Source organism: Deinococcus sp. AB2017081 (assembly GCF_034440735.1).
Classification (GTDB): Bacteria; Deinococcota; Deinococci; order Deinococcales; family Deinococcaceae; genus Deinococcus; species Deinococcus rufus.
The window spans coordinates 3,155,394-3,175,020 of sequence record NZ_CP140098.1 but is presented as its reverse complement, the minus strand read 5'-3'; the positions used below and the strand labels follow the sequence as shown (position 1 = coordinate 3,175,020).

General features: G+C 69.5%; 21 protein-coding genes and 1 tRNA gene. 14 read left to right on the top strand and 8 right to left on the bottom strand.

What is annotated here, in order from left to right:
• The first annotated feature begins 136 nt into the window (after window positions 1–136).
• The gene (gene cax, locus U2P90_RS15540) at window positions 137–1,216 is read left to right on the top strand and encodes a calcium/proton exchanger (RefSeq protein ID WP_295815858.1); all 1,080 of its coding nucleotides are present in this window, start codon (window positions 137–139) and stop codon (window positions 1,214–1,216) included.
• Window positions 1,217–1,663: 447 nt separating this feature from the next.
• On the opposite strand, the gene U2P90_RS15535 is transcribed toward cax, so the two are convergent.
• Entirely contained in the window at window positions 1,664–3,070 is a 1,407-nt protein-coding gene (locus tag U2P90_RS15535) for an MDR family MFS transporter (protein ID WP_322472833.1), read from the bottom strand.
• A gap of 77 nt (window positions 3,071–3,147) precedes the next feature.
• Between U2P90_RS15535 and U2P90_RS15530 the strand changes: the two genes are divergently transcribed.
• The 3 genes from U2P90_RS15530 to U2P90_RS15520 all read left to right on the top strand — a co-directional run bounded on the left by U2P90_RS15530 (window position 3,148) and on the right by U2P90_RS15520 (window position 5,537).
• Window positions 3,148–4,146 carry an aldo/keto reductase gene (locus U2P90_RS15530; RefSeq protein ID WP_322472832.1) on the top strand — a complete coding sequence of 333 codons (999 nt, stop codon included), beginning with the start codon at window positions 3,148–3,150 and terminating at the stop codon, window positions 4,144–4,146.
• Window positions 4,147–4,245: 99 nt separating this feature from the next.
• Window positions 4,246–5,376 carry a deoxyguanosinetriphosphate triphosphohydrolase gene (locus U2P90_RS15525; protein WP_322472831.1) on the top strand — a complete coding sequence of 377 codons (1,131 nt, stop codon included), beginning with the start codon at window positions 4,246–4,248 and terminating at the stop codon, window positions 5,374–5,376.
• Between the two features lie 84 nt (window positions 5,377–5,460).
• Window positions 5,461–5,537, top strand: a tRNA-Ile gene (locus U2P90_RS15520).
• 41 nt (window positions 5,538–5,578) lie between these two features.
• Here U2P90_RS15520 and U2P90_RS15515 read toward each other — a convergent pair.
• Both U2P90_RS15515 and U2P90_RS15510 read right to left on the bottom strand, forming a co-directional pair.
• A complete protein-coding gene (locus U2P90_RS15515) occupies window positions 5,579–6,748 on the bottom strand; it encodes a M28 family peptidase (RefSeq protein WP_322472830.1) in 1,170 nt (389 codons plus the stop codon).
• Window positions 6,749–6,813: 65 nt separating this feature from the next.
• Complete coding sequence (locus U2P90_RS15510) at window positions 6,814–7,656, bottom strand: CBS domain-containing protein (RefSeq protein WP_322472829.1); 843 nt, start codon at window positions 7,654–7,656, stop codon at window positions 6,814–6,816.
• Between the two features lie 124 nt (window positions 7,657–7,780).
• On the opposite strand from U2P90_RS15510, the gene U2P90_RS15505 reads away from it, so the two are divergent.
• A complete protein-coding gene (locus tag U2P90_RS15505; protein ID WP_322472828.1) occupies window positions 7,781–8,347 on the top strand; it encodes a chloramphenicol phosphotransferase CPT family protein in 567 nt (188 codons plus the stop codon).
• On the opposite strand, the gene lipA is transcribed toward U2P90_RS15505, so the two are convergent.
• Together lipA and lipB are read right to left on the bottom strand one after the other, a co-directional pair.
• Window positions 8,344–9,345, bottom strand: coding sequence for a lipoyl synthase (gene lipA, locus U2P90_RS15500; RefSeq protein WP_295815874.1), 1,002 nt, complete (start codon window positions 9,343–9,345; stop codon window positions 8,344–8,346). The genes U2P90_RS15505 and lipA overlap by 4 nt on opposite strands.
• Before the next feature lie 5 nt (window positions 9,346–9,350).
• Complete coding sequence (gene lipB / locus U2P90_RS15495) at window positions 9,351–10,067, bottom strand: lipoyl(octanoyl) transferase LipB (RefSeq protein ID WP_322472827.1); 717 nt, start codon at window positions 10,065–10,067, stop codon at window positions 9,351–9,353.
• A gap of 230 nt (window positions 10,068–10,297) precedes the next feature.
• On the opposite strand from lipB, the gene U2P90_RS15490 reads away from it, so the two are divergent.
• Window positions 10,298–10,924 carry an MSMEG_1061 family FMN-dependent PPOX-type flavoprotein gene (locus U2P90_RS15490; protein WP_322472826.1) on the top strand — a complete coding sequence of 209 codons (627 nt, stop codon included), beginning with the start codon at window positions 10,298–10,300 and terminating at the stop codon, window positions 10,922–10,924.
• Window positions 10,925–10,970: 46 nt separating this feature from the next.
• A complete protein-coding gene (locus U2P90_RS15485) occupies window positions 10,971–11,498 on the top strand; it encodes a GNAT family N-acetyltransferase (protein WP_322472825.1) in 528 nt (175 codons plus the stop codon).
• A gap of 21 nt (window positions 11,499–11,519) precedes the next feature.
• Here U2P90_RS15485 and U2P90_RS15480 read toward each other — a convergent pair whose 3' ends face one another.
• Complete coding sequence (locus U2P90_RS15480) at window positions 11,520–12,323, bottom strand: hypothetical protein (protein ID WP_295815882.1); 804 nt, start codon at window positions 12,321–12,323, stop codon at window positions 11,520–11,522.
• 229 nt (window positions 12,324–12,552) lie between these two features.
• On the opposite strand from U2P90_RS15480, the gene rplS reads away from it, so the two are divergent.
• The 4 genes from rplS (at window position 12,553) to U2P90_RS15460 (ending at window position 15,360) form a co-directional block, all read left to right on the top strand.
• Window positions 12,553–13,023, top strand: a complete 471-nt coding sequence (rplS, locus tag U2P90_RS15475) for a 50S ribosomal protein L19 (protein ID WP_295815884.1) — start codon at window positions 12,553–12,555, stop codon at window positions 13,021–13,023.
• 87 nt (window positions 13,024–13,110) lie between these two features.
• Window positions 13,111–13,908 (top strand): HAD family hydrolase, encoded by a 798-nt coding sequence (locus U2P90_RS15470; protein WP_322472824.1) that lies wholly within the window; start codon window positions 13,111–13,113, stop codon window positions 13,906–13,908.
• Window positions 13,909–13,989: 81 nt separating this feature from the next.
• The gene (locus tag U2P90_RS15465) at window positions 13,990–14,424 is read left to right on the top strand and encodes an Rrf2 family transcriptional regulator (protein ID WP_322472823.1); all 435 of its coding nucleotides are present in this window, start codon (window positions 13,990–13,992) and stop codon (window positions 14,422–14,424) included.
• Between the two features lie 51 nt (window positions 14,425–14,475).
• Entirely contained in the window at window positions 14,476–15,360 is an 885-nt protein-coding gene (locus U2P90_RS15460; RefSeq protein WP_322472822.1) for an SDR family oxidoreductase, read from the top strand.
• An 88-nt stretch (window positions 15,361–15,448) separates the two neighbouring features.
• Here U2P90_RS15460 and U2P90_RS15455 read toward each other — a convergent pair whose 3' ends face one another.
• Both U2P90_RS15455 and U2P90_RS15450 read right to left on the bottom strand, forming a co-directional pair.
• Complete coding sequence (locus U2P90_RS15455; RefSeq protein WP_322472821.1) at window positions 15,449–16,027, bottom strand: hypothetical protein; 579 nt, start codon at window positions 16,025–16,027, stop codon at window positions 15,449–15,451.
• Between the two features lie 62 nt (window positions 16,028–16,089).
• Window positions 16,090–17,520, bottom strand: a complete 1,431-nt coding sequence (locus tag U2P90_RS15450; RefSeq protein ID WP_322472820.1) for an ATP-binding cassette domain-containing protein — start codon at window positions 17,518–17,520, stop codon at window positions 16,090–16,092.
• A gap of 52 nt (window positions 17,521–17,572) precedes the next feature.
• Here U2P90_RS15450 and U2P90_RS15445 point away from each other — a divergent pair, with 52 nt between their 5' ends.
• The 3 genes from U2P90_RS15445 to U2P90_RS15435 are packed head-to-tail and all read left to right on the top strand — an operon-like array spanning window position 17,573 to window position 19,599.
• A complete protein-coding gene (locus tag U2P90_RS15445) occupies window positions 17,573–18,151 on the top strand; it encodes a histidine phosphatase family protein (protein ID WP_322472819.1) in 579 nt (192 codons plus the stop codon).
• 31 nt (window positions 18,152–18,182) lie between these two features.
• Window positions 18,183–19,103, top strand: a complete 921-nt coding sequence (locus tag U2P90_RS15440; RefSeq protein WP_322472818.1) for an SPFH domain-containing protein — start codon at window positions 18,183–18,185, stop codon at window positions 19,101–19,103.
• A 4-nt stretch (window positions 19,104–19,107) separates the two neighbouring features.
• On the top strand, window positions 19,108–19,599 hold the full coding sequence (locus U2P90_RS15435) for an NfeD family protein (protein WP_295815901.1): 492 nt from the start codon (window positions 19,108–19,110) through the stop codon (window positions 19,597–19,599).
• Window positions 19,600–19,627 lie beyond the last annotated feature (28 nt).

The following is a 19,627-nucleotide window of genomic DNA, read 5'->3' as shown; positions in this document are numbered from 1 at the left end:
CCGCCTTGCAGGCTACCAGAGGGGCACCACGGGTGTCCGTGACCCTCATCGTCCGGCGGGCAGCGCCGAACATGAACGCACGGCCCCTTCCGTGGCCATCCGCCCGCGCCTACGCTGCGTGTATGAGGTCACATTCATGAAGTGGCTTAACGCCCTGCTGATTTTCCTGCCCATCGCCGTGTTTCTGGAGATCACACACGGCAACCCCACGCTGATCTTCATCAGCGCGTGTCTGGCGATCCTGCCGCTGGCCGGGATCATGGGCAACGCCACCGAACAGCTTGCCGTGCGGGCGGGCAGTACCGTCGGCGGCCTCCTGAACGCCACCTTCGGCAACGCCACCGAGCTGATCATCGCCTTTTTCGCGCTTCAGGCGGGCAAGCTGGAGGTCGTCAAGGCCAGCATCATCGGCTCGATCCTCGGGAACCTGCTGCTGGTCATGGGTCTCGCCGTGTTCCTGGGCGGCCTGAAATACAAGGAGCAGAAGTTCAACCTCAAATCCGCCAGCACCATCGCCAGCCTGCTTACCATCAGCCTGATCGCGCTGAGCATCCCCACCATCTTCGATCTCTCGGCGCGGGCCGTCGCTCCGGAACTGGTCGCCCAGCTGGACGTGAACCTCAGCGACGCCGCCGCCGTCGTGCTGATCATCATGTACGTCGCGTACATCCTGTTCACGCTGCGCACCCACAAGGACATCCTCTCGACGTCCGACGACGAGGGCACCCACGACGAGCACGACGGCCCGCTGTGGAGCGTTCCGGTGGCCGTGGGGGTGCTGGCCGCCGCGACGATCGGCGTGGCCTTCATGTCGGAATTCCTAGTCGGTACCCTGGAAGCCGCCACCGCCAGCCTGGGCCTGACCGAGTTCTTCGTCGGCCTGATCCTGATCCCGATCATCGGCAACGCTGCCGAACACGCCGCCGCCGTCATGTTCGCCCTGCGCAACAAGATGGATCTCTCGATGACCATCAGCCTGGGTTCCACCGTGCAGGTCGCGCTGCTGGTCGCGCCGCTGCTGGTGCTGGCGGGGCTGATCGTCGGCAAGCCCATGAACCTGGTCGTCACCCCGCTGGAACTCATCGCCATCGGCGCGGCCGTGCTGATCGGGAACTCGGTCGTCCGTGACGGCGAGACGAACTGGTTGGAGGGGGTCCTGCTGCTGGGGGTGTACGCCATCCTGGCCTTCGCGGTGTTCTTCTACCCGGTGGCGTGAGGAGGTGGGGTGGAAGGTGGGCGCCTGCGGCGGGCTACCCCACCCCCAGCCCCTACCCCAGAGGGGCAGGGGAGCTCAGCGCTGCGCTCGGCAAAGTGCGTGTTGGACGGCGCTGGTGGCCGTGTTCTCCAGGCTGTGGAGGCGGCATACCTGCTTCTTGCGTTCACGCCGTCACCGCCCGTGCGCTTTGCGCCCGATGGCATTCGGTCAGGGGCAGGGGCTTCGGTTTTCAGCTCCTCCCCGCCTGAACAAAGTTCCATCAACGTAGACGCCATGTTTTAACCCCTCCCCCCTTGCGGGGGAGGTTGGGAGGGGGTGGCGGGCGCAGCTCGCCCTCGTACTGGACGCCGAATTTCTATTTTGTCCCGAAACGGCCTCTTCTCATCTCACATCAAGCGTGGCAGAGGGAGGAGCGGAGCGACGGAAGGGTGAGGGGTTCTTCTCTCCCTACTCCACGCTCACTGGCCGCTCGCTGGCCCTTCCGCTCTGACTGGCAGGGATCACGCGCAGGAGCAGGCTCAGGACGAAGGCGACGATCACCAGGCCCAGAGACAGCTCGTAGGCGCGGCGCAGGCCCTCGGCGAGTTGGTAGCCACCCGTCTCGATGGCCGCCGGGCCGATCAGCAGGGCCATGAGGGCCACGCCCAGGGCGCCGCCCATCTGACGGGCGAACAGGACGCCGCTGGTCACAGCGCCCAGTTCGGCACGGGGGCTGCCCTCCTGCGCGGCCAGCAGCAGACTGAGCATGGCGAAGCCCATGCCGGTGCCCACCGCGAAGCCCAGGACGCTCGTGACCCACAGCGGCGCATGCACGGCGAAGATCAGCGCGGCGAACATCACGACCAGCACGAGGAAGCCGGCCTGCGCGATGCGGGCCAGCGGGACGGTCTTGACCAGCCGCGCGGTCACGATGGCGGTCAGCGTCCACCCGACCAGCATGGGCGTGAGAATGGCGCCGGCCGCGGTGGCGCTCCCGCCCGTCACACCCTGCGCGTACAGCGGCAGATACGCGATCACGCCGAAGTACGCCGCACCCCCCAGCAGGTTCCCGGCGAAGGCGACGCGCGGCAGGCGGTCGCGCAGGGCCCGCATGGGCAGCAGAGGATCGCGGTGCCGCCGCTCGACCGCGATGGCCGCGAGCAGGATCAGGGCACCCACGCCGACCAGCACCCACTGGCGCTGTTCCAGCCCCCACACGATCAGGCCGCTACCCGCCGTGAACAGCACGGCTCCGGGCCAGTCGAGGTTGGCCGCGCGGGGCTGCCCGGTCTCGGGCAACGAGCGCAGGGCGATGATCAGGGCGGCAATCCCGAACGGCAGGCTGGCGTAGAACGTCCAGCGCCACGACAGCGCCTCGGTCAGCCAGCCGCCCAGCAGCGGCCCCAGCAGGCCCGACACGCCCCACACACCGGAGATGAAGCTCTGCACGCGGCTGCGCTCGGCCAGGGTGTACAGCTCCCCGATCATGGTCAGGGTCAGCGGCAGCAGCGCCCCGGCCCCGATGCCCTGCACGGCCCGCGCCGCGATCAGGGTGGGCATGTTCTGGCTGATCCCGCACAGCGCCGAGCCGATCAGGAAGATCACCACCCCCCACAGGTACAGGCGGCGGCGCCCCACGATGTCGCTGGCGCGGCCCCACAGCGGGCTGGACACCGTACTGGTCAGCAGGTAGACCGCGAACGGCAGGGCGTACAGATGCTCGCCGCCCAGCTCGCGGATCACGCTGGGCATGGCGGTCGCCACCACGCTGGCCTCCAGCGCGGCCAGAAACACCCCGACGACCAGTCCCACGGTTGCCAGCCGGCGCACCTGCGGGGAGATGACGGGCAGGGGAGCGGGGGCCGGGGCAGTCATCCGCGCAGCGTACTCCGGGGGGTCGCGTGAAGATTGCGTGGCTGGATTCATCCACCCTGAATCGTTACAGTCCCCGTATGACCACTTCGAACACCCGCCTGCACCAGCGCCCCCTGGGCCGCACCGGCCTGAACGTCACCGAGATCGGCTACGGCGCGTGGGGCATCGGCGCGGACATGTGGATCGGCGCCCAGGACGACGAGAGCCTGGGAGCCCTGCGCCGCTACCTCGACCTGGGTGGCAACTTCATCGACACGGCCATGGGCTACGGCAGCGGCCACAGCGAGCGGCTGGTCGGTCAGGTCGCCCGCGAGTACCCCGGAACCCTGGTCGCCACCAAGATCAGCCCGAAGAACCAGCAGTGGCCCGCCGCCGACAGCACCACCGCCGATCAGGCCTTCCCCGCTGACCACGTGGTCGCCATGACCGACGCCAGCCTGGAGCGCCTGGGCCTGCCCACCATCGACGTGCAGCAGTTCCACGTCTGGAACGACGCGTGGCTGGGACAGGGCGACTGGCAGGACGCCGTGGCGCAGCTCAAGAAGGACGGCAAGATCCGCTCGTTCGGGATCTCCATCAATGACCACCAGCCGGACAACGCCGTGAAGGCGGTCGAGGCCGGCGTGGTCGAGACCGTGCAGGTCATCTACAACGTGTTCGACCAGTCGCCGCAGGATCGGCTGCTGGACGCCTGTCGCGCCAACGGCGTCGGCGTGATCGTGCGCGTGGCCCTCGACGAGGGCAGCCTGACCGGGAACATCACGCCTGAGACCACCTTCCCGGACGGCGACTGGCGCAACTCGTACTTCGGCGGCGCCCGCAAGTCCGAGCTGCAGTCGCACCTGCGGGCCATTGAGTCCGACCTGGGGATCAGCACCGCTCAGCTGCCCGAGACCAGCCTGCGCTTCGTGCTGTCGCATCCGGCTGTGAGCACCGTGATCGTGGGTATGCGTTCGGTTCGCAACGTCGAGCGCAACGTCGCCCTGGCCGACGGCAAGGGGCTGCCAGCCGAGCAGGTGCAGCAGCTGTACGGGCACCGCTGGGACCGCAACTGGTATAAGGCTGCCGAGAGCTGAGGGCAGACAGCAGACGGCACAGAGTTGGGGCGCGGAGCTTCAAGCCCTCTGCCCTCTGCTGCCATCCCTCTGCGCCCTTCTCTCTGCCAGACTGTCCGCATGGTCACCCGCGCTGAACTGGAGGCCCGCGAGGCCGCCACGCTGGCTCCGTACGCCACCCTGAGCCAGGAGTCACGTGGCCGCGAGCACCCGGAGCCGGAGGGTGCCACCCGCACCGCCTTCCAGAAAGACCGCGACCGGGTGCTGCACACCACGGCCTTCCGGCGGCTGGAGGCCAAGACCCAGGTCTTCCTGAACGCCAGCGGCGACCACTACCGCACGCGCCTGACCCACACGCTGGAGGTGCAGCAGGTCGCCCGGAGCGTCGCCCTGACCCTGGGCCTGAACGAGACCCTGGCCGAGACCATCGCCCTGGCCCACGACCTGGGGCACCCGCCCTTCGGTCATGCGGGCGAACGCGTCCTGAACGCCCTGATGGAAGGGCACGGGGGCTTCGACCACAACGCCCAGGCGCGGCGGATCGTCACGCTGCTGGAATACCGGCGCCCGGACGCGCCCGGCCTGAACCTGACGCTGGATACCCTGGACGGCCTGAACAAGCACGACCGCGCCGACCTGGGCCGTCCCAGCCTGGAGGCGCAGGTCGTGGACGCCGCCGACGCCCTGGCCTACACCGCCCACGACCTCGACGACGGCCTGCGCAGCGGCCTCCTGACCCCCGCCCAGCTGGCCGACGTGCCGCTGTGGCGGGAGCTGCTTGGCCGCGCCGGGGTGGACGGCACGCGGATCTCCGACCGCGAGCGGCGGCACCTGCACCGCGAACTGCTGGGGTGGCTGATCACCGACCTGAGCGAGAGCAGCGACGCCGCCCTGCATGCCGCGCCTCTGGACAGTGCCCACGCCGCCCGCACGTCCCCGCACGCGCTGATCACGTACAGCCCGCATGTCCGCGACCTGCTGCGCGGCTCGGCCACCTTCCTGCGCGAGAACCTGTACCGCCACTGGCGCGTCGAGATGCAGGTCGAGCAGGCCAGCCGGGTGCTGACCACGCTGTTCCACGCGCTGCTGGCCCGGCCCAGCATGCTCCCGCCGCCGTACCGTGATCTGGCCGCCACGTGGGGAACAGAGCGTGCGGTGTGCGACTATGTCGCCGGGATGACCGACCGCTACGCGCTGGATATCCACGCCAGCCTGACGCCGCCGCCCGGCACCACCCCCTGGCCCCGCTGACGCCCGGCGCCCCAGCGTTGACACCCCGCCGCCCCCCTGCTACATTGACTGCCGCCTGTCCGCAAGGGCAGTGGCCCACGGTGCGCGGGTGTAGCTCAGCTGGTTAGAGCGCACGCCTGATAAGCGTGAGGTCCCCAGTTCAAGTCTGGGCATCCGCACCACAAAAACCCCCGCGCATGGCGGGGGCTTTTGCTTGTGGGCCTCAGTTCGCGGGTACGGCACTCAGCACCGCATCGGCCACCTTCACGGCCACGTCCGCTGTGTCGCGCAGCAGCGCCGGGTCATAGACCGTGTCGCCGGGCTGGTGGTAGTTGGCGTCCTCGCCCCGGTAGAACATCAGCGCGGGCACGCCGGCCTGCTGGAAAGGCACGTGATCGCTCCGGCCCATGTCCGAGTCGCGGGCGGACAGACCAGCCCGGCGGACGGTCTCGGCCAGACTGGCTGTCCCCGAGACGGTCAGGGGCGCGGCGTTCACACCGACCATGTCGAAGTTCAGCATGGCCTTCAGGCCGCCGACCAGGGCGGTGTTGTCCTTGACGAAGGCGCGGGAACCGAGCAGGCCGTCCTCCTCGCCGTCGAAGAGCATGAAGTAGCTGCGGGTGCCCAGGGGCGTGGTCGCGGCACGGCGGGCGATCTCCAGCACGGTCAGGCTGCCGCTCAGGTTGTCGTTCGCGCCGGGCGCACCGGCCACAGAGTCCATGTGTGCCCCGAACAGGATCTGCGGGGCGGTCACGCCGCTCTTATACGCGATCAGGTTCACGGCCTGCACGTCGCCCTCGCGCACGCGGACGTTCAGGGTGATGCTCGCGCCGTCCTTCAGCGCCTCGCCCGTGGCAGGCGTGACCCCCAGGACGGGCAGGGCGGTTCGGCTGCCCAGTGTGCCGCGCAGTTCGCCCTGGGTGTTGTTCACGATGATCACGCCGGTCGCCCCGGCCGCGATCGCGTTCTGGGCCTTCTGGACGAAGGGAATCTGGCCGCGCTGAACCACCGCGACCTTGCCCTTCACATCCACCTTCGCAAAGTCCTCGGGGCTGCCGATGCCGGGCACACGCACCACCGCGCCGCTGACGCTGCCGCCCACCGAGTCCTGCATGGCGCGGCCGGTCAGGGTCTGCGTGCCCACCTGCACGTCGGAACCCAGGTCGTCGAAGCGGGGGTAGCTGAAGGGCTGGCGGCGCGTCTCGTAGCCCAGGGCGCGGAACTGCGCCTCCAGGTAGGTGCGGGCCTGCTCGTTGGCGGGAGAACCGGCCACGCGTGGGCCGTAGGTCAGGATGGTGCGGGCATCGTCTTCCAGGGTGGCGCGGGCGGTGGTGGTGAGCGCCGCGCCCATGGCGGCCAGCGCCAGCAGCGCGGCCCGGTGCGTTGTGAACATGCGTGGAGTACACCATGTCCGTGCGGGCGTGACCGTGCTTCAGGTGATGTTGTGAGCTGCCGGGATCATGAGGGGTGCGGCTCGCGGCGCAGCATGGCCCGCAGCACATCGCTGATGGTCACGACCCCCAGCAGGGTGCCGTCCAGGTCGATCACGGGCAGACCGTGGACGTCGAGTTCCAGCATGCGGGTCAGCGCGTCGTGCAGGGGCGTGCTCTCGCGCAGGACGCCGCTGGGCGCACGCATCAGGTCGCGCACGGTGCGGCCGTCGAGCAGGAACTGGGCACCCATCAGGGTCTTGCCGTGGATGGCCTGTGCCCGCCCGACCGCCTGGGTCACGTCCCGCTCGTGCAGCAGGCCGACCAGGGTCTGGCCGTCCAGCACCGGCAGGACATGCAGGCGGCTGACCGTCAGCCGGGCGGCGCCATCGGCGGCGGGGGCAGTGACCGGGACACTCACGACAGCCGTGGTCATGTGCTGTTCCACCGTACCCCACTCCAGCCGGGCGGCGTGCGTGGAGGCCCGCAGCACGTCCGTCAGGGTCAGCATGCCGCACAGCTGGCCGTCGTCGTCCAGCACGGGCAGCCCACCCACGCGCCGGTCGAGCATGACCGTCATGGCCCGGTCCAGGGGCTCGGTGGCCAGCACCGTGAACACCGGTATCCGCATCGCCTCCCGCACATGGACTCGTCCGGCCCGGCCCGCGAAGGCCCACGGGGTCAGGCCCTCGTCCAGGGTGGGCAGATGCTGGCGCACCTCGCCGTCGGTCAGGATGCCCACCAGCCGCCCCCCGTGCATCACGGGCAGACGTTTGACATGCAGCTCCTGCATCTTCACCACGGCCTCTGGCAGCGTCTCGTTCGGGTCGGCGGTCACGACCCGGGGGTGCATGGCGTCCCTGACAAGCATGGTTGACCTCCTGCCTGGTACCTTCGGCCCCGCGAGTTACGGCGGCATTACGGCACGGCCCGCGCCCTCGCCGCTCCGCCATCTGGCCGAGGTCTCCTGGCCGCGCTGGCCGCAGACTGTGCAGATGACCGGTGCCCTGATCCTCATCAACGGCGCGTCCAGCGCCGGAAAGTCCACGCTCGCGCACGCGCTGCGGGACGCCCTGCCAGTACCGTTCCTGCACTTCAGCCTGGACTTCTTCATGTTCGGCGATACCGTGCTGCCGCGCACGACACAGGGGACGGTGCGCGAGTGGCAGGCCATCCGCCCGCAGGTCTTCAGCGGCTTCACTGCCTGTCTGCCCGCGCTGCTCGCGGCCGGCAACAGCCTCGTCGTGGACTACATCATCGAGACGCCCGCCATGTGGCAGGAGTTCCGCACGTGTCTGACCGGCTTCGACGTGTTTCTGGTCGGTCTGCACTGCCCCGTGGAGGAACTGGAACGCCGCGAACTCGCGCGGGGCGACCGCCGTCTGGGCGACGCCCGCCGGGACGCGCTGACGGTGCACACCTTCACCCGCTACGACCTCGCACTGTCCTGCGCCGATCCGCTGGACGACACCGTGCAGCGGGTGATCCAGGCGTGGGAGAACAGGAGAGAGGGGACGAGCCGGGCGTTCCCGGACTCGTCCCCTCCGATGTCCATCCTTTAGATGAGGCTCAGTTCGCTGCCGGCGTCCAGATGGGCCAGGTGCTCCGGCAGGTTGCCCGGTTTGTCCATGACGATCTGCTCGGCCTTGTAGGAGCTGCGCACCAGGGGGCCAGACACGACCTCCATGAAGCCCAGGGCCATGCCTTCCTCGCGGATCTCGTCGAATTCGGCGGGGGTCACGTAGCGCTCGACGGGCAGGTGGTGCATGGTGGGTCGCAGGTACTGGCCGAAGGTCAGGACGTCCACCCCGGCGGCGCGGCAGTCGCGCATGGCCTCCGTGATCTCCTCACGCGTCTCGCCCAGGCCCAGCATGATGCTGGTCTTGGTGATCACGTCGGGCCGCACCTGCTTGGCGTGGGCCAGCACGGCCAGCGTCTGGTCGTAGTCGGCGCGGATGTCGCGCACCGGGTGCGTCAGGCGGCGCACGGTCTCCAGGTTCTGCGCGTAGGTGTCCACGCCGCTGTCCAGCACCAGATCCACACAGTGCGTGTTGCCGCCGAAGTCGGGCGTCAGGGCCTCCACGCGGGTGCCCGGATTGGCCTTCTTGATGGCCTGCACGGTCTTCGCGAAGTGGTACGCGCCGCCGTCCGGCAGGTCGTCGCGGTCGACCGAGGTCAGCACGACGTACTTCAGGCCCATCAGGGCCACGCTCTGGGCGACGTTGGCCGGCTCGTCGAGGTCGAGTCTGCCCATGGGGTTGCCGGTGTCCACGGCGCAGAACTTGCACGCGCGGGTGCAGATGTGGCCCATCAGCATGAAGGTGGCCGTGCCGCGCGACCAGCACTCGCCGATGTTCGGGCACATGGCTTCCTCGCACACGGTGTGCAGGCGGTGCTCCTTGACAATCTTCCGCACCTCGCCGTACACACCGCCGGTCGGGATCGTGACCTTCAGCCACTCGGGCTTCTGCTCGCGCACGCGCACGGAGTCCTTGCGGTAGATGCCGTTCTTGACGAATTTCGCTTCTTTCTCGGTGCCAGGGTTCTCGGTATGGGTCATGCGGCTCAGCTCCCCGCCACCGCGAGCTGCGGCAGCGTCCAGTCGTAGGTCTCGAAGGTGGTGGTGAAGGCGTCCGCGAGGGCCGTCTTCGCGTCGGCCATGCTCGCTGTGCGCTGTAGTCCGCGCCGGTCGTATTCGCGCTGCACGCTGGTCATCTGCGTGTCCGTCAGTCCGCAGGGGACGATCAGATCGAAGTGCTGGAGATTCGTGGTCACGTTCAGCGCCAGTCCGTGCAGGGCCACGTGGCGTTTCACGGCCACGCCGAAGGACGCGATCTTCTGGTCGTAGAGATGTCCGTTCACGTGGCGCGGGTCGACATACACGCCCGCGTAGCCGGGATTCGGGCGGGCATCGTGCAGACCCAGGGTGTGCAGGGCCGTGATCGTCGCGTCCTCCAGCAGCCGCAGGAAGTCCACGACCCGGCGGCCCACCGGGAAGATCGCGTACGCCACCAGTTGTCCGGGGCCGTGGTACGTGACGTCCCCGCCACGCTCGATCTCCAGCACCTCGATGCCCTGCGCGGTCAGATACTCGCGGGTCACCACGATGTTCGTGCCCTCGCGCGCCTTGCGCCCCAGCGTGAGCACCGGGGGGTGCTCGACGAGCAGCAGGGTGGGCTTCCCCCCCTCCAGCACCTGCGCGTGCAGCTCGCGTTGCAGCGCCCAGGCGTCCCGGTACGGCATGACGCCCAGGTCGCGGATCGTGAAGTCGGGGGCCGTCATGCTCTGGATTGTAAACCGGGGGTGCGGGCGTCTACCGTGTCGGCAGCCGAATTCCGGGCCAGATTGACCACTGCCGCTGGTGAGTGCCGACGCGCCGCGTGATCGGTGGCCGCTCCCGGGGCGGGGCGTCCTTCCGGGCGGGACAACACCCCTGTATAGGACGGCGAACCGCCGGTGTGCCGGGGTGACGTGCAATGACCATGAGCCAGACCCGGATCCACGGAGGAGCCATGAACGATCACCGCATCACGACGGAAGCTGAACTCGAGGCCGTCATGGGCACGCCCGCCGAGGCTGTCCGGGCGAAGATCCTGCCGCGCCTGGACGATGTGATGACCGAGTTCGTCCGGCGCGCGCCGCTGGTCTTCCTGTCCACCATCGACGCGGATGGGCATGTCGACGTCTCGCCGAAGGGGGACGCGCCGGGCTTCGTTCACATCGACGGCGCCGGCCGCCTGCTCATTCCGGATCGGCCGGGCAACCGCCTCACCATGGGCTTCCGGAACATCCTGCGCAGCGGCGAGATCGGGCTGATCTTCGTCATCCCGAACCAGCGCGAGACGCTGCGGGTCAAGGGAACGGCGACCCTGCACCGCGACCCGGCGCTGCTGGCGGAGCTGCAGGCCAACGGCAAACCCGCCCTGCTGTGTACGCGGGTCGAGATCAGCGGGTGCTTCATGCACTGCGGCAAGGCCTTCATCCGCTCGCGCCTGTGGCAGCCCGAGTCCTGGGAGGCCCCGGGGCGTTCCCTGGGAGCAAGGCAGTTCGCCTCCGTCTTCGGCGGCGACGATCCGGCAACGGCCGTGCAGCGCACCGAGGATCTGCTGGAGAAGGCCTACACCGACGAACTGTACTGAGCCGGATGCCGTATGACACGGGCGGGCCGGGCTGCCACACTGGCCCATGCCGATCCTCGTTCCCCCGGCTGAGCAGTACGCAGACAGCTTTCTGGCCGCCGTCCGCGAGGCGCAGCTGACTGGCAGCGGTCTGGGCGACACCCTGAGCGCCGACCCGGCCGAACTCGAACGCGACTTCCCGGCCTTCCTGGCGCACCTGCGCCGGTTCGAGCCGCCCGCCGTCCCGCCCGTCGGCTTCGTGAACTCCGAATACTTGTGGCTTGTGGACGGCGAAACGTACCTGGGCCGCGTGAGCATCCGGCACACCCTGAACGCCCGCCTGCGCGAGTTCGGCGGGCATATCGGCTACGAGATCCGGCCGTCCATGCGCCGCCGGGGGTACGCCACGCTGGCCCTGCGGCTGGCGCTGGAGCGGGCACGGGCCCTGGGCCTCACGCGCGTGCTCGTGACCTGTGACGTGGACAACGTGGGATCACGCCGCGTGATCGAGGTGAACGGCGGCGAGCTGGAAGGCGAATTTCGCGTGCCGAACTACGAGAAGGAGATCCGGCGGTACTGGATCACGCTGGCCTGAGTCCGGCCCGGTGTCGTGCTGTCACTCCGGGGCGGAGCCAGAGCCGGAGCCGCGTAGCTCGTCCGCCCGATCCTGCATGTCGCCGGCAAGCTGTTCCAGCGTCCTGGCCTTGTCCTCCGCGTCGGCGCCGGTCGCCCCGACCTGCTCGCTCACGGCCTCCCCGATGCGCGTCAGGGCCGACAGCTGCGTCGGGGCCGCGTCGTCGAGTTCTCCCAGCCGCTGCACAATGCCCTCGCCGGCGTGGGCCAGCGCCTCGGCCTCGGTGGCGGCGCTCTCCATCCGCAGGTCGCGGATCTTCTGCTGGTGCTGCGCGATTACCTGGTCGAGCCTCTGCACTTCCTCGAGCGTGGCGGTCTGGGCATGGGCCGACGAGATGATGGTGTGCAGGGTCTCGACCTGATCCATCACCCGCTGCTGCACGTCCTTGAGCTGCCGCACGCTGATGTCGGTCAGGGGCGTGGTGGTCACGGCCGTGAGCGCCTGACTCACGAGGTCGTTGATATGCTGCGCGACCTCGATCTGGCCCTGTCCGTTGCTCATCACGCTGCTCAGCAGGGCCACGTGTTCCGCGCGCTGCGTGTCGTCGATCGACAGGGGCAGGGCGCGCAGCTGCTCGCCTGTCAGGTCGACCACCTGCCGCAGCGCCTCGGTCGCCACCAGGCCCTCCTGGCCGGCGCGGATGATCGCTTCGAGCGTGCTGGACTGTGCCCAGCCGGCGGCGCCGACGTGTTCACGGGCCTGCGCCTCGGCAAGCCGGCGGCGCTGGAGGGCCGCCGCATGTTCCGCTCCGGCCAGGAGATCGTCTGGAAGCTGGGGGGAGGTCACATGGCCGATGCTGCCGTGGCCCGGGCCGTTCAAGTGTGATGTGGTGCAGATTTCATATCGGTGCGCGGGCGACGGCCCACCCACCGGCCCTTGCTGGCGACGCCGGATCCGCGTATACTGCTCCGGTTTGACCTGACGCCAGCGTGCGTGGGTCAGGAGTACCGGAGTACGAACGCCTCTGCCCGCGCGTGTGGGATCGTGGGGCGGTCCGCTGCCCAGAGGAGCACATATGCAGAACGCCGTGAAAGTCAACCGTGGGGCCATCCTGCGCGCCGTCGAGCAGCCCCATATCAAGACGGATCACCCTGAATTCCGCGCCGGCGACACCGTCCGTGTGGAGACCAAGGTCGTGGAAGGCAACCGCACCCGCAACCAGGCCTTCGAGGGCGTGGTCATCGCCCTGAACGGCACGGGCAGCCGCAAGAGCTTCACCGTGCGCAAGATCAGCTTCGGCGAGGGCGTGGAGCGCGTGTTCCCCTTCAGCAGCCCGCTGCTTGCCCGGATCACGGTGCTGGAGCGCGGCAAGGTGCGCCGCGCCAAGCTGTACTACCTGCGCGACCTGCGTGGTAAGGCCGCCCGCATCAAGAGCGACCGCAGCCGCGTGATGAAGGACGCCGCCGCGAGCAAGGCCAGCAAGGCTGAGGCCGCCAGCGCCCAGGCCGCTCCGGCTGAGACCAACGAGAGCGCCCAGGGCGAGTAAGCCCCACGCGTCCAGCGCCGCGCCGCCTCCCACCGTGGGGCGGCGCGGTTCTGTTGGCAGTCCGTGACGATGCGGTAGCTTTGGGCGGTGAGCGCCCCCCCTCCCACCACCCTGCCCCTGCTGATGGCCTTCGATCTGGACGGCACCCTGATCCCGGATCGGGGAGACGCCGTGGCGGCCGATGTCGTGAGTGCCCTGGGCCGGCTGCGGCAGCTGGGCGTGAAACTGGCGATCATCACCGGGCGGGACGCCGCGCCCGTGCGCGTTCACGAGGTCATGCAGCCCGACGCAGTCGCCACGAACAACGGGGGCCGCATCGAGGTGAACGGCACGCTGCACACCGAGGCCGTGTTCACGCCGGACGATCTGGAGGGTGTGCTGGCCCATGAACTGGACGGCGCGCGGGTCGTCCTGTTCACGGCCACGCATCTGTACCTGGACGTGCCGCCCGGCACCGAGCCCGAACCGTGGATGGTCGCACGCGGGTACCGGCCGCTGGCCGACGCGCCGCGCGGCGAGATCCTGAAGGTCGGGTACTTTCACCCGCACGTGGCGGGCTTCGCGCAACAGCTGCGCGGGTCGCATCCGCATCTGGTGCTCACCGGGGCACAGGAGCCGTACCCGCATTTCCTGACCGTCACGCCGGTCGGGGCCCACAAGGGCGCGGCCCTGTCGCTGATCGCGGACGCGCTGGGTGTGCCGTCCCACCAGACCGTCGCCTTCGGGGACAGCGACAACGACGAGGCCATGCTGGAGATCGCGGGCTACGGCGTGCAGGTGGGCACCCTGCCGCTGCTGGCCCGCCACGCCCACGCGCAGGTGCCCGAGCAGCCTGGGCTGGGGGCCTTCCTGCACGCCTGGGCCGATCAGTTCGTATCGTCCTGAGCCAGAGGCGACGGACCGGCTCTTGACAGTGATTCCGAGATGTAAGTAGACTGGTTACATGTTGGTCACGGGGAACGTCGCATGAACAGTCAGTACGCTGTGGCTGTCCATGTGCTGTCCCTGATCAGCTCGTACCCGGAGCACGCGAGCTCTGCCGAGATTGCCGCCAGCGTGGGCACCAACCCGGTCGTGATCCGCAACGTGACCGGGCTGCTGCGCCGCGCGGGGCTGCTCAGCACGCAGCGCGGGGTCGCCGGCGCGGCCCTGACCCGGCCGGCCGCGCAGATCACGCTGCTGGACGTGTACCGGGCCGTCAACGGCCAGGACTCCGTGTTCCGGCTGCACGAGCATCCGCATCCCCGCTGCCCGGTCGGGGCCAACATCCAGGCGACCCTGGAACAGCGCTTCGGAGAGGCCCAGGCCGCCATGGAACGGGAACTCGCCCGCACCACGCTGGCCGACGTGCTCTCGGATCTGGCCGCACGGGCGGGCTGTTTTTTTTTGACCAGCATGTAAGTAATTCGTTTACACCATCCAGCCACCGTCTCTCGCTCAAAGGAGTTCACCATGACCACCTCCAGCACACAGGCCCCCACCATCGCCGTCACCGGAGCCACCGGCCACCTGGGTCGCCTCGTGATCCACGCGCTGCTTGACCGGGGTGTGCCGGCGGGCAGCGTCGCCGCCCTGGTGCGTGATCCAGCGAAGGCGGAGGATCTGGCCGCGCAGGGCGTCGTGGTGCGCCACGCCGACTACCACCGCCCGGAGACCCTGGCCGCCGCCCTGGACGGCATCCAGAAGCTGCTGCTGATCTCCAGCAACGACTTTGACGACCGACCCGGCCAGCACCGCAACGTCATCGCGGCGGCGCGGGACGCCGGCGTGCAGCTCCTGGCGTACACCAGCATCCTGAACGCTGACACGTCCACCATGCAGCTCGCCGCCGACCACCAGGCCACCGAGACGATCCTGCGTGATTCCGGCGTGCCCTTCGCGCTGCTGCGTAACGGCTGGTACACCGAGAACTACACGGGCAACCTCGCCCAGAGTCTTCCGCACGGCGTCCTCCTGGGCGCGGCCGGCGACGGCCAGGTGACCCCCGCCCCCCGCGAGGACTACGCCGAGGCTGCCGCCGCCGTCCTGAGCACCGACGGCCACGCGAACGCGACCTACGAACTCGGCGGCGACACGCCCGTCACGCTGGCTGATATTGCCGGCGAGATCAGCCGTCAGACCGGCCAGCCCTACGCGTACGTGAACCAGAGTGTCCCGGAGTACACGGCCGCCCTGACCGGCCTCGGCCTGCCTGGTTCCCTTGCGGCCGTATTCGCTGACAGCGACGCCGGCATCGCGCGGGGCGAACTGAGCACCCACAGCGGCGACCTCTCCCGCCTGATCGGCCGCCCCACCACGCCCCTGCCCGACGCGATCGGGGCCGCACTGAAGGGCTGATCCGGCCGGCTGGAGACACGACATGGCGCAGCGGGCGAGGAACACTGTGTTCCTCGCCCGCTGCGCCGGATGACGGTGGTGACCTCGGTTACTTCGTGGTCAGCGTGAACGAATCCAGGATCGCACGGCCGGAGTCGAGGACGGCGGCGGGCGTGCCGGTCGGGGTCATCAGGGTGGTCGTGTACAGGCGGTTGCTCTTCAGCACGATCAGCTGCGTCCAGCGCACCGGGCCGCCGTCCCCGTCGCCGGAGTATGACCACAGGATGGCGGGCTGGCCGCCCACGCGGACGGTCTTCTCGCCCAGCATCTTGAACTTCGGCACGTCCTTGACCATCTGGCGTGAGTACAGGTCACGGAAGTCCGCCAGGGTCGCCTTGATGGCCGGTTCCACGTCCTGCACGATCACAGTGACGGTGGGCCGCAGGCCGTTCACGGTCTGGTTCAGGAAGGCAACATCGGTGTTCGGCACGTTCTTCAGCGGCGTCCAGCCCTGCCCGCCGGGCATGCGGATGCTGAAGCCCTTCGGGCTGGTCGCGGTCACGGAATCGACGGATTTCTCGGCGGGGGCCGTGGCAGGTGTTGCCGGTGCGGCGGGCGTGGTCGCCTGCGCGTGGGCAGGAACGGCAGGCAGCGAGAGCAGGGCCAGGGTCAGGGCGACACGTTTCACCCGCCCAGCGTAGTGCGCGAAAGTGAGCCGAACCTGACGCGGACGCGCGCGATCGGCCGGGCTCAGGCCGAGGGCAAGGCACCAGCCAGCCGTTCCACCCACTCGATCCGGCCCCCGTACAGCCGCAGGTGGTGCGTCAGCCCGGCGGGCGCGTCGGCCTCCCGGTGCGCGATCACCATGAGGTGCGTGCCGGTGCGGGCCAGACCGGGCAGCAGCGCCGTGAAGCGTTCGCGGCTGGCCGCGTCCAGAAAGTCCAGGCCCTCGTCCAGGATCAGCAGCGTGGGCCGGTGGACGACAGCGCGGGCCAGCAGCAGCCGCCGGAGCTGCCCCTGCGAGAGCGTGGCGGCGTTGCGGGACAGGAGATCCGTGACCTCCAGCGCGGCGGCGATCTCCTGCACGGCCTGCACCTGGGCGGGGGAGAGGTCGGCCGCGAAGCCCTCGGTGCCGGCCCACGCGCTGACGATCACGTCCTGTCCCGTCCACTCGCGCCGCTGCCGGATGCCCAGCTCGGCGCTGACCACGCCCACGTGCCGCCGCCGCTCGGTCAGCAGGTCACGCCGCAGGAAGGGACGCTCGACCGTGCCGCCCAGCGCCGGCCACAGCTCCCCGGCGACCAGCCGCGCCAGCGTGCTCTTGCCGCTGCCGTTGTCGCCCGTGACCAGCCAGTGCTCCCCGGCCGACCACGTCCAGTCCAGCGGCCCTAGGGCGAGGTGCCCGTTGCGGAACACGGACACGCCGCGCACCCGGATCAGGTCACCGTGCCCGGGCGGTGGGGGAAGAGAGAGGGGTGAGGGCTGAGGGCTGAGCGCCGAGGGAGGGGAGGTCAGGGTGCCGTGCTCCACCTGCACCGTGCGCCAGGGCAGCGCCGGGGCCTCGTCGGGGCGGTGGGTGGCAAGCACCACGGCCACGCCCGAGGCGTGGATGCCCCGCAGCACCGTGCCCAGGTCGGCGCGGGCGCGGACGCTCAGGCCGTCGGTGAATTCGTCCAGCAGCAGCAGTTCCGGGCGGGGCATCAGGGCACGCGCCAGCATCACGCGCCGCCGCTGGCCGTGACTGAGGGTACGGACATCCCGCTCCAGCAGGGGCTCCAGTCCGGTCAGGGCGGCGACCTCGTCCACGCGGGCCTCGGCGTCGGGAGTGGCGCCCCACAGGTTCAGGGTCTCGCCCACGAAACCGGCCAGCAGCACGTCGCGCACCGTCTGTTCCCACTCACGGGTCAGGTAGAAGGCCTCGGCGTCGGGGCCGACCACCGACAGGGAGCGCCGGGCCTGCACGGCACTGTGGCGTTCCTGACCACCCAGGCCGTACACGCGGCGGCCCGCCACCGGCGCGACTTCGCCGGCCAGGAGACGCAGCAGCGTGGTCTTGCCGCCGCCGTTCGGGCCGGACAGGCGCAGGGCCTCGCCTGGCCGCACCTCCAGCGTCACGCCGCCCAGCAGCGTGCGGCCCCCGGCGATCACAGTCACGTCCTTCAGGCTCACCAGCGGCAGCACCGGCCGAGTATAGGGGGTGGGGTCGGGGCCGCCACTGTACTTCCCTGGAGCCATGCGCTTCCCTGGAGCCATGCCGCGCACCCTGCACCTGATCAAGCACGGAGCCCCCAGGATCGTTCCCGGCGTCCCCGCCCACGAGTGGAACCTCGCGGACGATGCCCTGGACGGCCTGGACACCCTGATCGCCCGCCTCGATCCCCGCCCCGAGATCGTCGTGTCCAGCGAGGAACCCAAGGCGAAGGCGACCGCCGCCGCGCTGGCCGCGGCACTGGGTGTCCCGCACCGCCCCATGGTCGGCCTGCACGAGCAGCTCCGCTACACCGCGCCTTTCCATACCGATCCGGCCGGGTTCGAGGCGGACATGCGTTCCTTCTTCGACCACCCGCAGGCCATCGTGTCCGGCGAGGAGAGTGCCGACGATGCCCGCACCCGCTTCGGGAACGCCGTGCAGGCCGTCATGCGCGCCAATCCGCAGGACACTGTCGCGGTCGTCGCGCACGGTACGGTCATCAGCCTGCTCGTGGCGCACGCGGGCGGACTTGACCCCTGGCCGCTGTGGAAGTCGCTGAAGCTGCTGGATGCCGTCACGGTGGACATTCCCGGCCTGAGGGTGCGGGAACCATCGGCCTGAACGCCGCGTACTGGAGTCAGGAGGCAACAACATGGGCTTTACCATCCTCGTCGCCGTCCTGGTGCTGCTCGTGATCGTCACGCTGCTCGCCGGGGTCAAGAGCGTGCCACAGGGCTTCCAGTGGACGCAGGAACGCTTTGGAAAATTCCAGCGCACCCTCAAACCCGGCCTGAACCTGATCATTCCGTACGTCGACCGCATCGGGCGCCGCGTGAACATGATGGAACAGGTCATGGACGTCCCCAGCCAGGAGATCATCACCAAGGACAACGCGCTGGTCACTGTGGACGGCGTGGTGTTCTATCAGGTGCTCGACGCCGCCAAGGCCAGCTACGAGGTCGGGAACCTGCAGCAGGCCACCCTGAACCTCACCATGACCAACATCCGCACCGTGATGGGCAGCATGGATCTGGACGAACTGCTCAGCAACCGCGACCAGATCAACGCCCGCCTGCTCGCCGTGGTCGATGAGGCCACCGAGCCGTGGGGCGTGAAGGTCACGCGCATCGAGGTCAAGGACATCAAGCCGCCGGCCGATCTGGTCGCCAGCATGGCCCGCCAGATGAAGGCCGAGCGCGAGAAGCGCGCCAACATCCTCGACGCCGAGGGCTTCCGTCAGGCCGCCATCCTGAAGGCCGAGGGCGAGAAGCAGGCCGAGATCCTGAACGCCGAGGGCCGCCGCCAGGCTGCCTTTCTTGAGGCCGAGGCCCGCGAGCGTCAGGCCCAGGCAGAGGCCGCCGCGACCCGCATGGTCAGCGAGGCCATCGCGGCCGGGAACGTCCAGGCCATCAACTACTTCATCGCGCAGCGCTACGTGGACGCGCTGGGGCAGTTCGCCACGTCGCCCAACCAGAAGACCCTGATCCTGCCCATGGAGGCGACCGCCATCCTGGGCAGTCTGCAGGGCATCGCTGCCGTGGCGAACGAGGCCTTCGGCGGGCGGAAGGACTGAGGCCGTGGACTGGCTGCCCACCCTGGAGCGCGTGCAGCCCTGGCACTGGTGGGTGCTGGGGGCCACCCTGCTGATTCTGGAGGTGGTCGCTCCGGGCGTGTTCTTCGTGTGGCTGGCCCTGGCCTCCTTCGCTCTTGGCCTGGTGGTGTTCGTGCTGCCCATCCCGGTGACCGTGCAGCTCCTGCTGTTCGCGGTCTTCAGCGTCGCCAGCGTCCTGATCGGCCGGCGGTACGTGGGGCGCCTCGCCCTGGGCGGTGTGGAGGGCGAAGAGATGAACCTCGGTGCGAGCCGACTGGTGGGCCGCACCGTCAAGGTCACGACGGCGATCACGAACGGCACCGGCCGTGTCCGCGTAGGGGACAGCGACTGGCGGGCGACCGGCCCGGATACGCCGGTGGGCGCCGACGTGCTGATTGTCGCCGCCGACGGGCCCACCCTGATCGTGCGCGAGATCAGCGGGTCGTGGGTCGAGCCTCCCAGCCGGAGCGGCGGCTGACCGACCGCCCGGTGCACATGAAAAGCCC

Bases quoted from the DNA above. Each gene is read 5' to 3' on its own strand.
- U2P90_RS15530 (WP_322472832.1), top strand. From the start codon at position 3,148: ATGACCACTTCGAACACCCGCCTGCACCAGCGCCCCCTGGGCCGCACC.
- U2P90_RS15535 (WP_322472833.1), bottom strand. From the start codon at position 3,070: ATGACTGCCCCGGCCCCCGCTCCCCTGCCCGTCATCTCCCCGCAGGTG.
- U2P90_RS15490 (WP_322472826.1), top strand. From the start codon at position 10,298: ATGAACGATCACCGCATCACGACGGAAGCTGAACTCGAGGCCGTCATG.
- cax (WP_295815858.1), top strand. From the start codon at position 137: ATGAAGTGGCTTAACGCCCTGCTGATTTTCCTGCCCATCGCCGTGTTT.
- U2P90_RS15465 (WP_322472823.1), top strand. From the start codon at position 13,990: ATGAACAGTCAGTACGCTGTGGCTGTCCATGTGCTGTCCCTGATCAGC.
- U2P90_RS15485 (WP_322472825.1), top strand. From the start codon at position 10,971: ATGCCGATCCTCGTTCCCCCGGCTGAGCAGTACGCAGACAGCTTTCTG.
- rplS (WP_295815884.1), top strand. From the start codon at position 12,553: ATGCAGAACGCCGTGAAAGTCAACCGTGGGGCCATCCTGCGCGCCGTC.
- U2P90_RS15525 (WP_322472831.1), top strand. From the start codon at position 4,246: ATGGTCACCCGCGCTGAACTGGAGGCCCGCGAGGCCGCCACGCTGGCT.
- U2P90_RS15510 (WP_322472829.1), bottom strand. From the start codon at position 7,656: ATGCTTGTCAGGGACGCCATGCACCCCCGGGTCGTGACCGCCGACCCG.
- U2P90_RS15440 (WP_322472818.1), top strand. From the start codon at position 18,183: ATGGGCTTTACCATCCTCGTCGCCGTCCTGGTGCTGCTCGTGATCGTC.
- U2P90_RS15445 (WP_322472819.1), top strand. From the start codon at position 17,573: ATGCGCTTCCCTGGAGCCATGCCGCGCACCCTGCACCTGATCAAGCAC.
- lipA (WP_295815874.1), bottom strand. From the start codon at position 9,345: ATGACCCATACCGAGAACCCTGGCACCGAGAAAGAAGCGAAATTCGTC.
- U2P90_RS15460 (WP_322472822.1), top strand. From the start codon at position 14,476: ATGACCACCTCCAGCACACAGGCCCCCACCATCGCCGTCACCGGAGCC.
- U2P90_RS15515 (WP_322472830.1), bottom strand. From the start codon at position 6,748: ATGTTCACAACGCACCGGGCCGCGCTGCTGGCGCTGGCCGCCATGGGC.
- lipB (WP_322472827.1), bottom strand. From the start codon at position 10,067: ATGACGGCCCCCGACTTCACGATCCGCGACCTGGGCGTCATGCCGTAC.
- U2P90_RS15505 (WP_322472828.1), top strand. From the start codon at position 7,781: ATGACCGGTGCCCTGATCCTCATCAACGGCGCGTCCAGCGCCGGAAAG.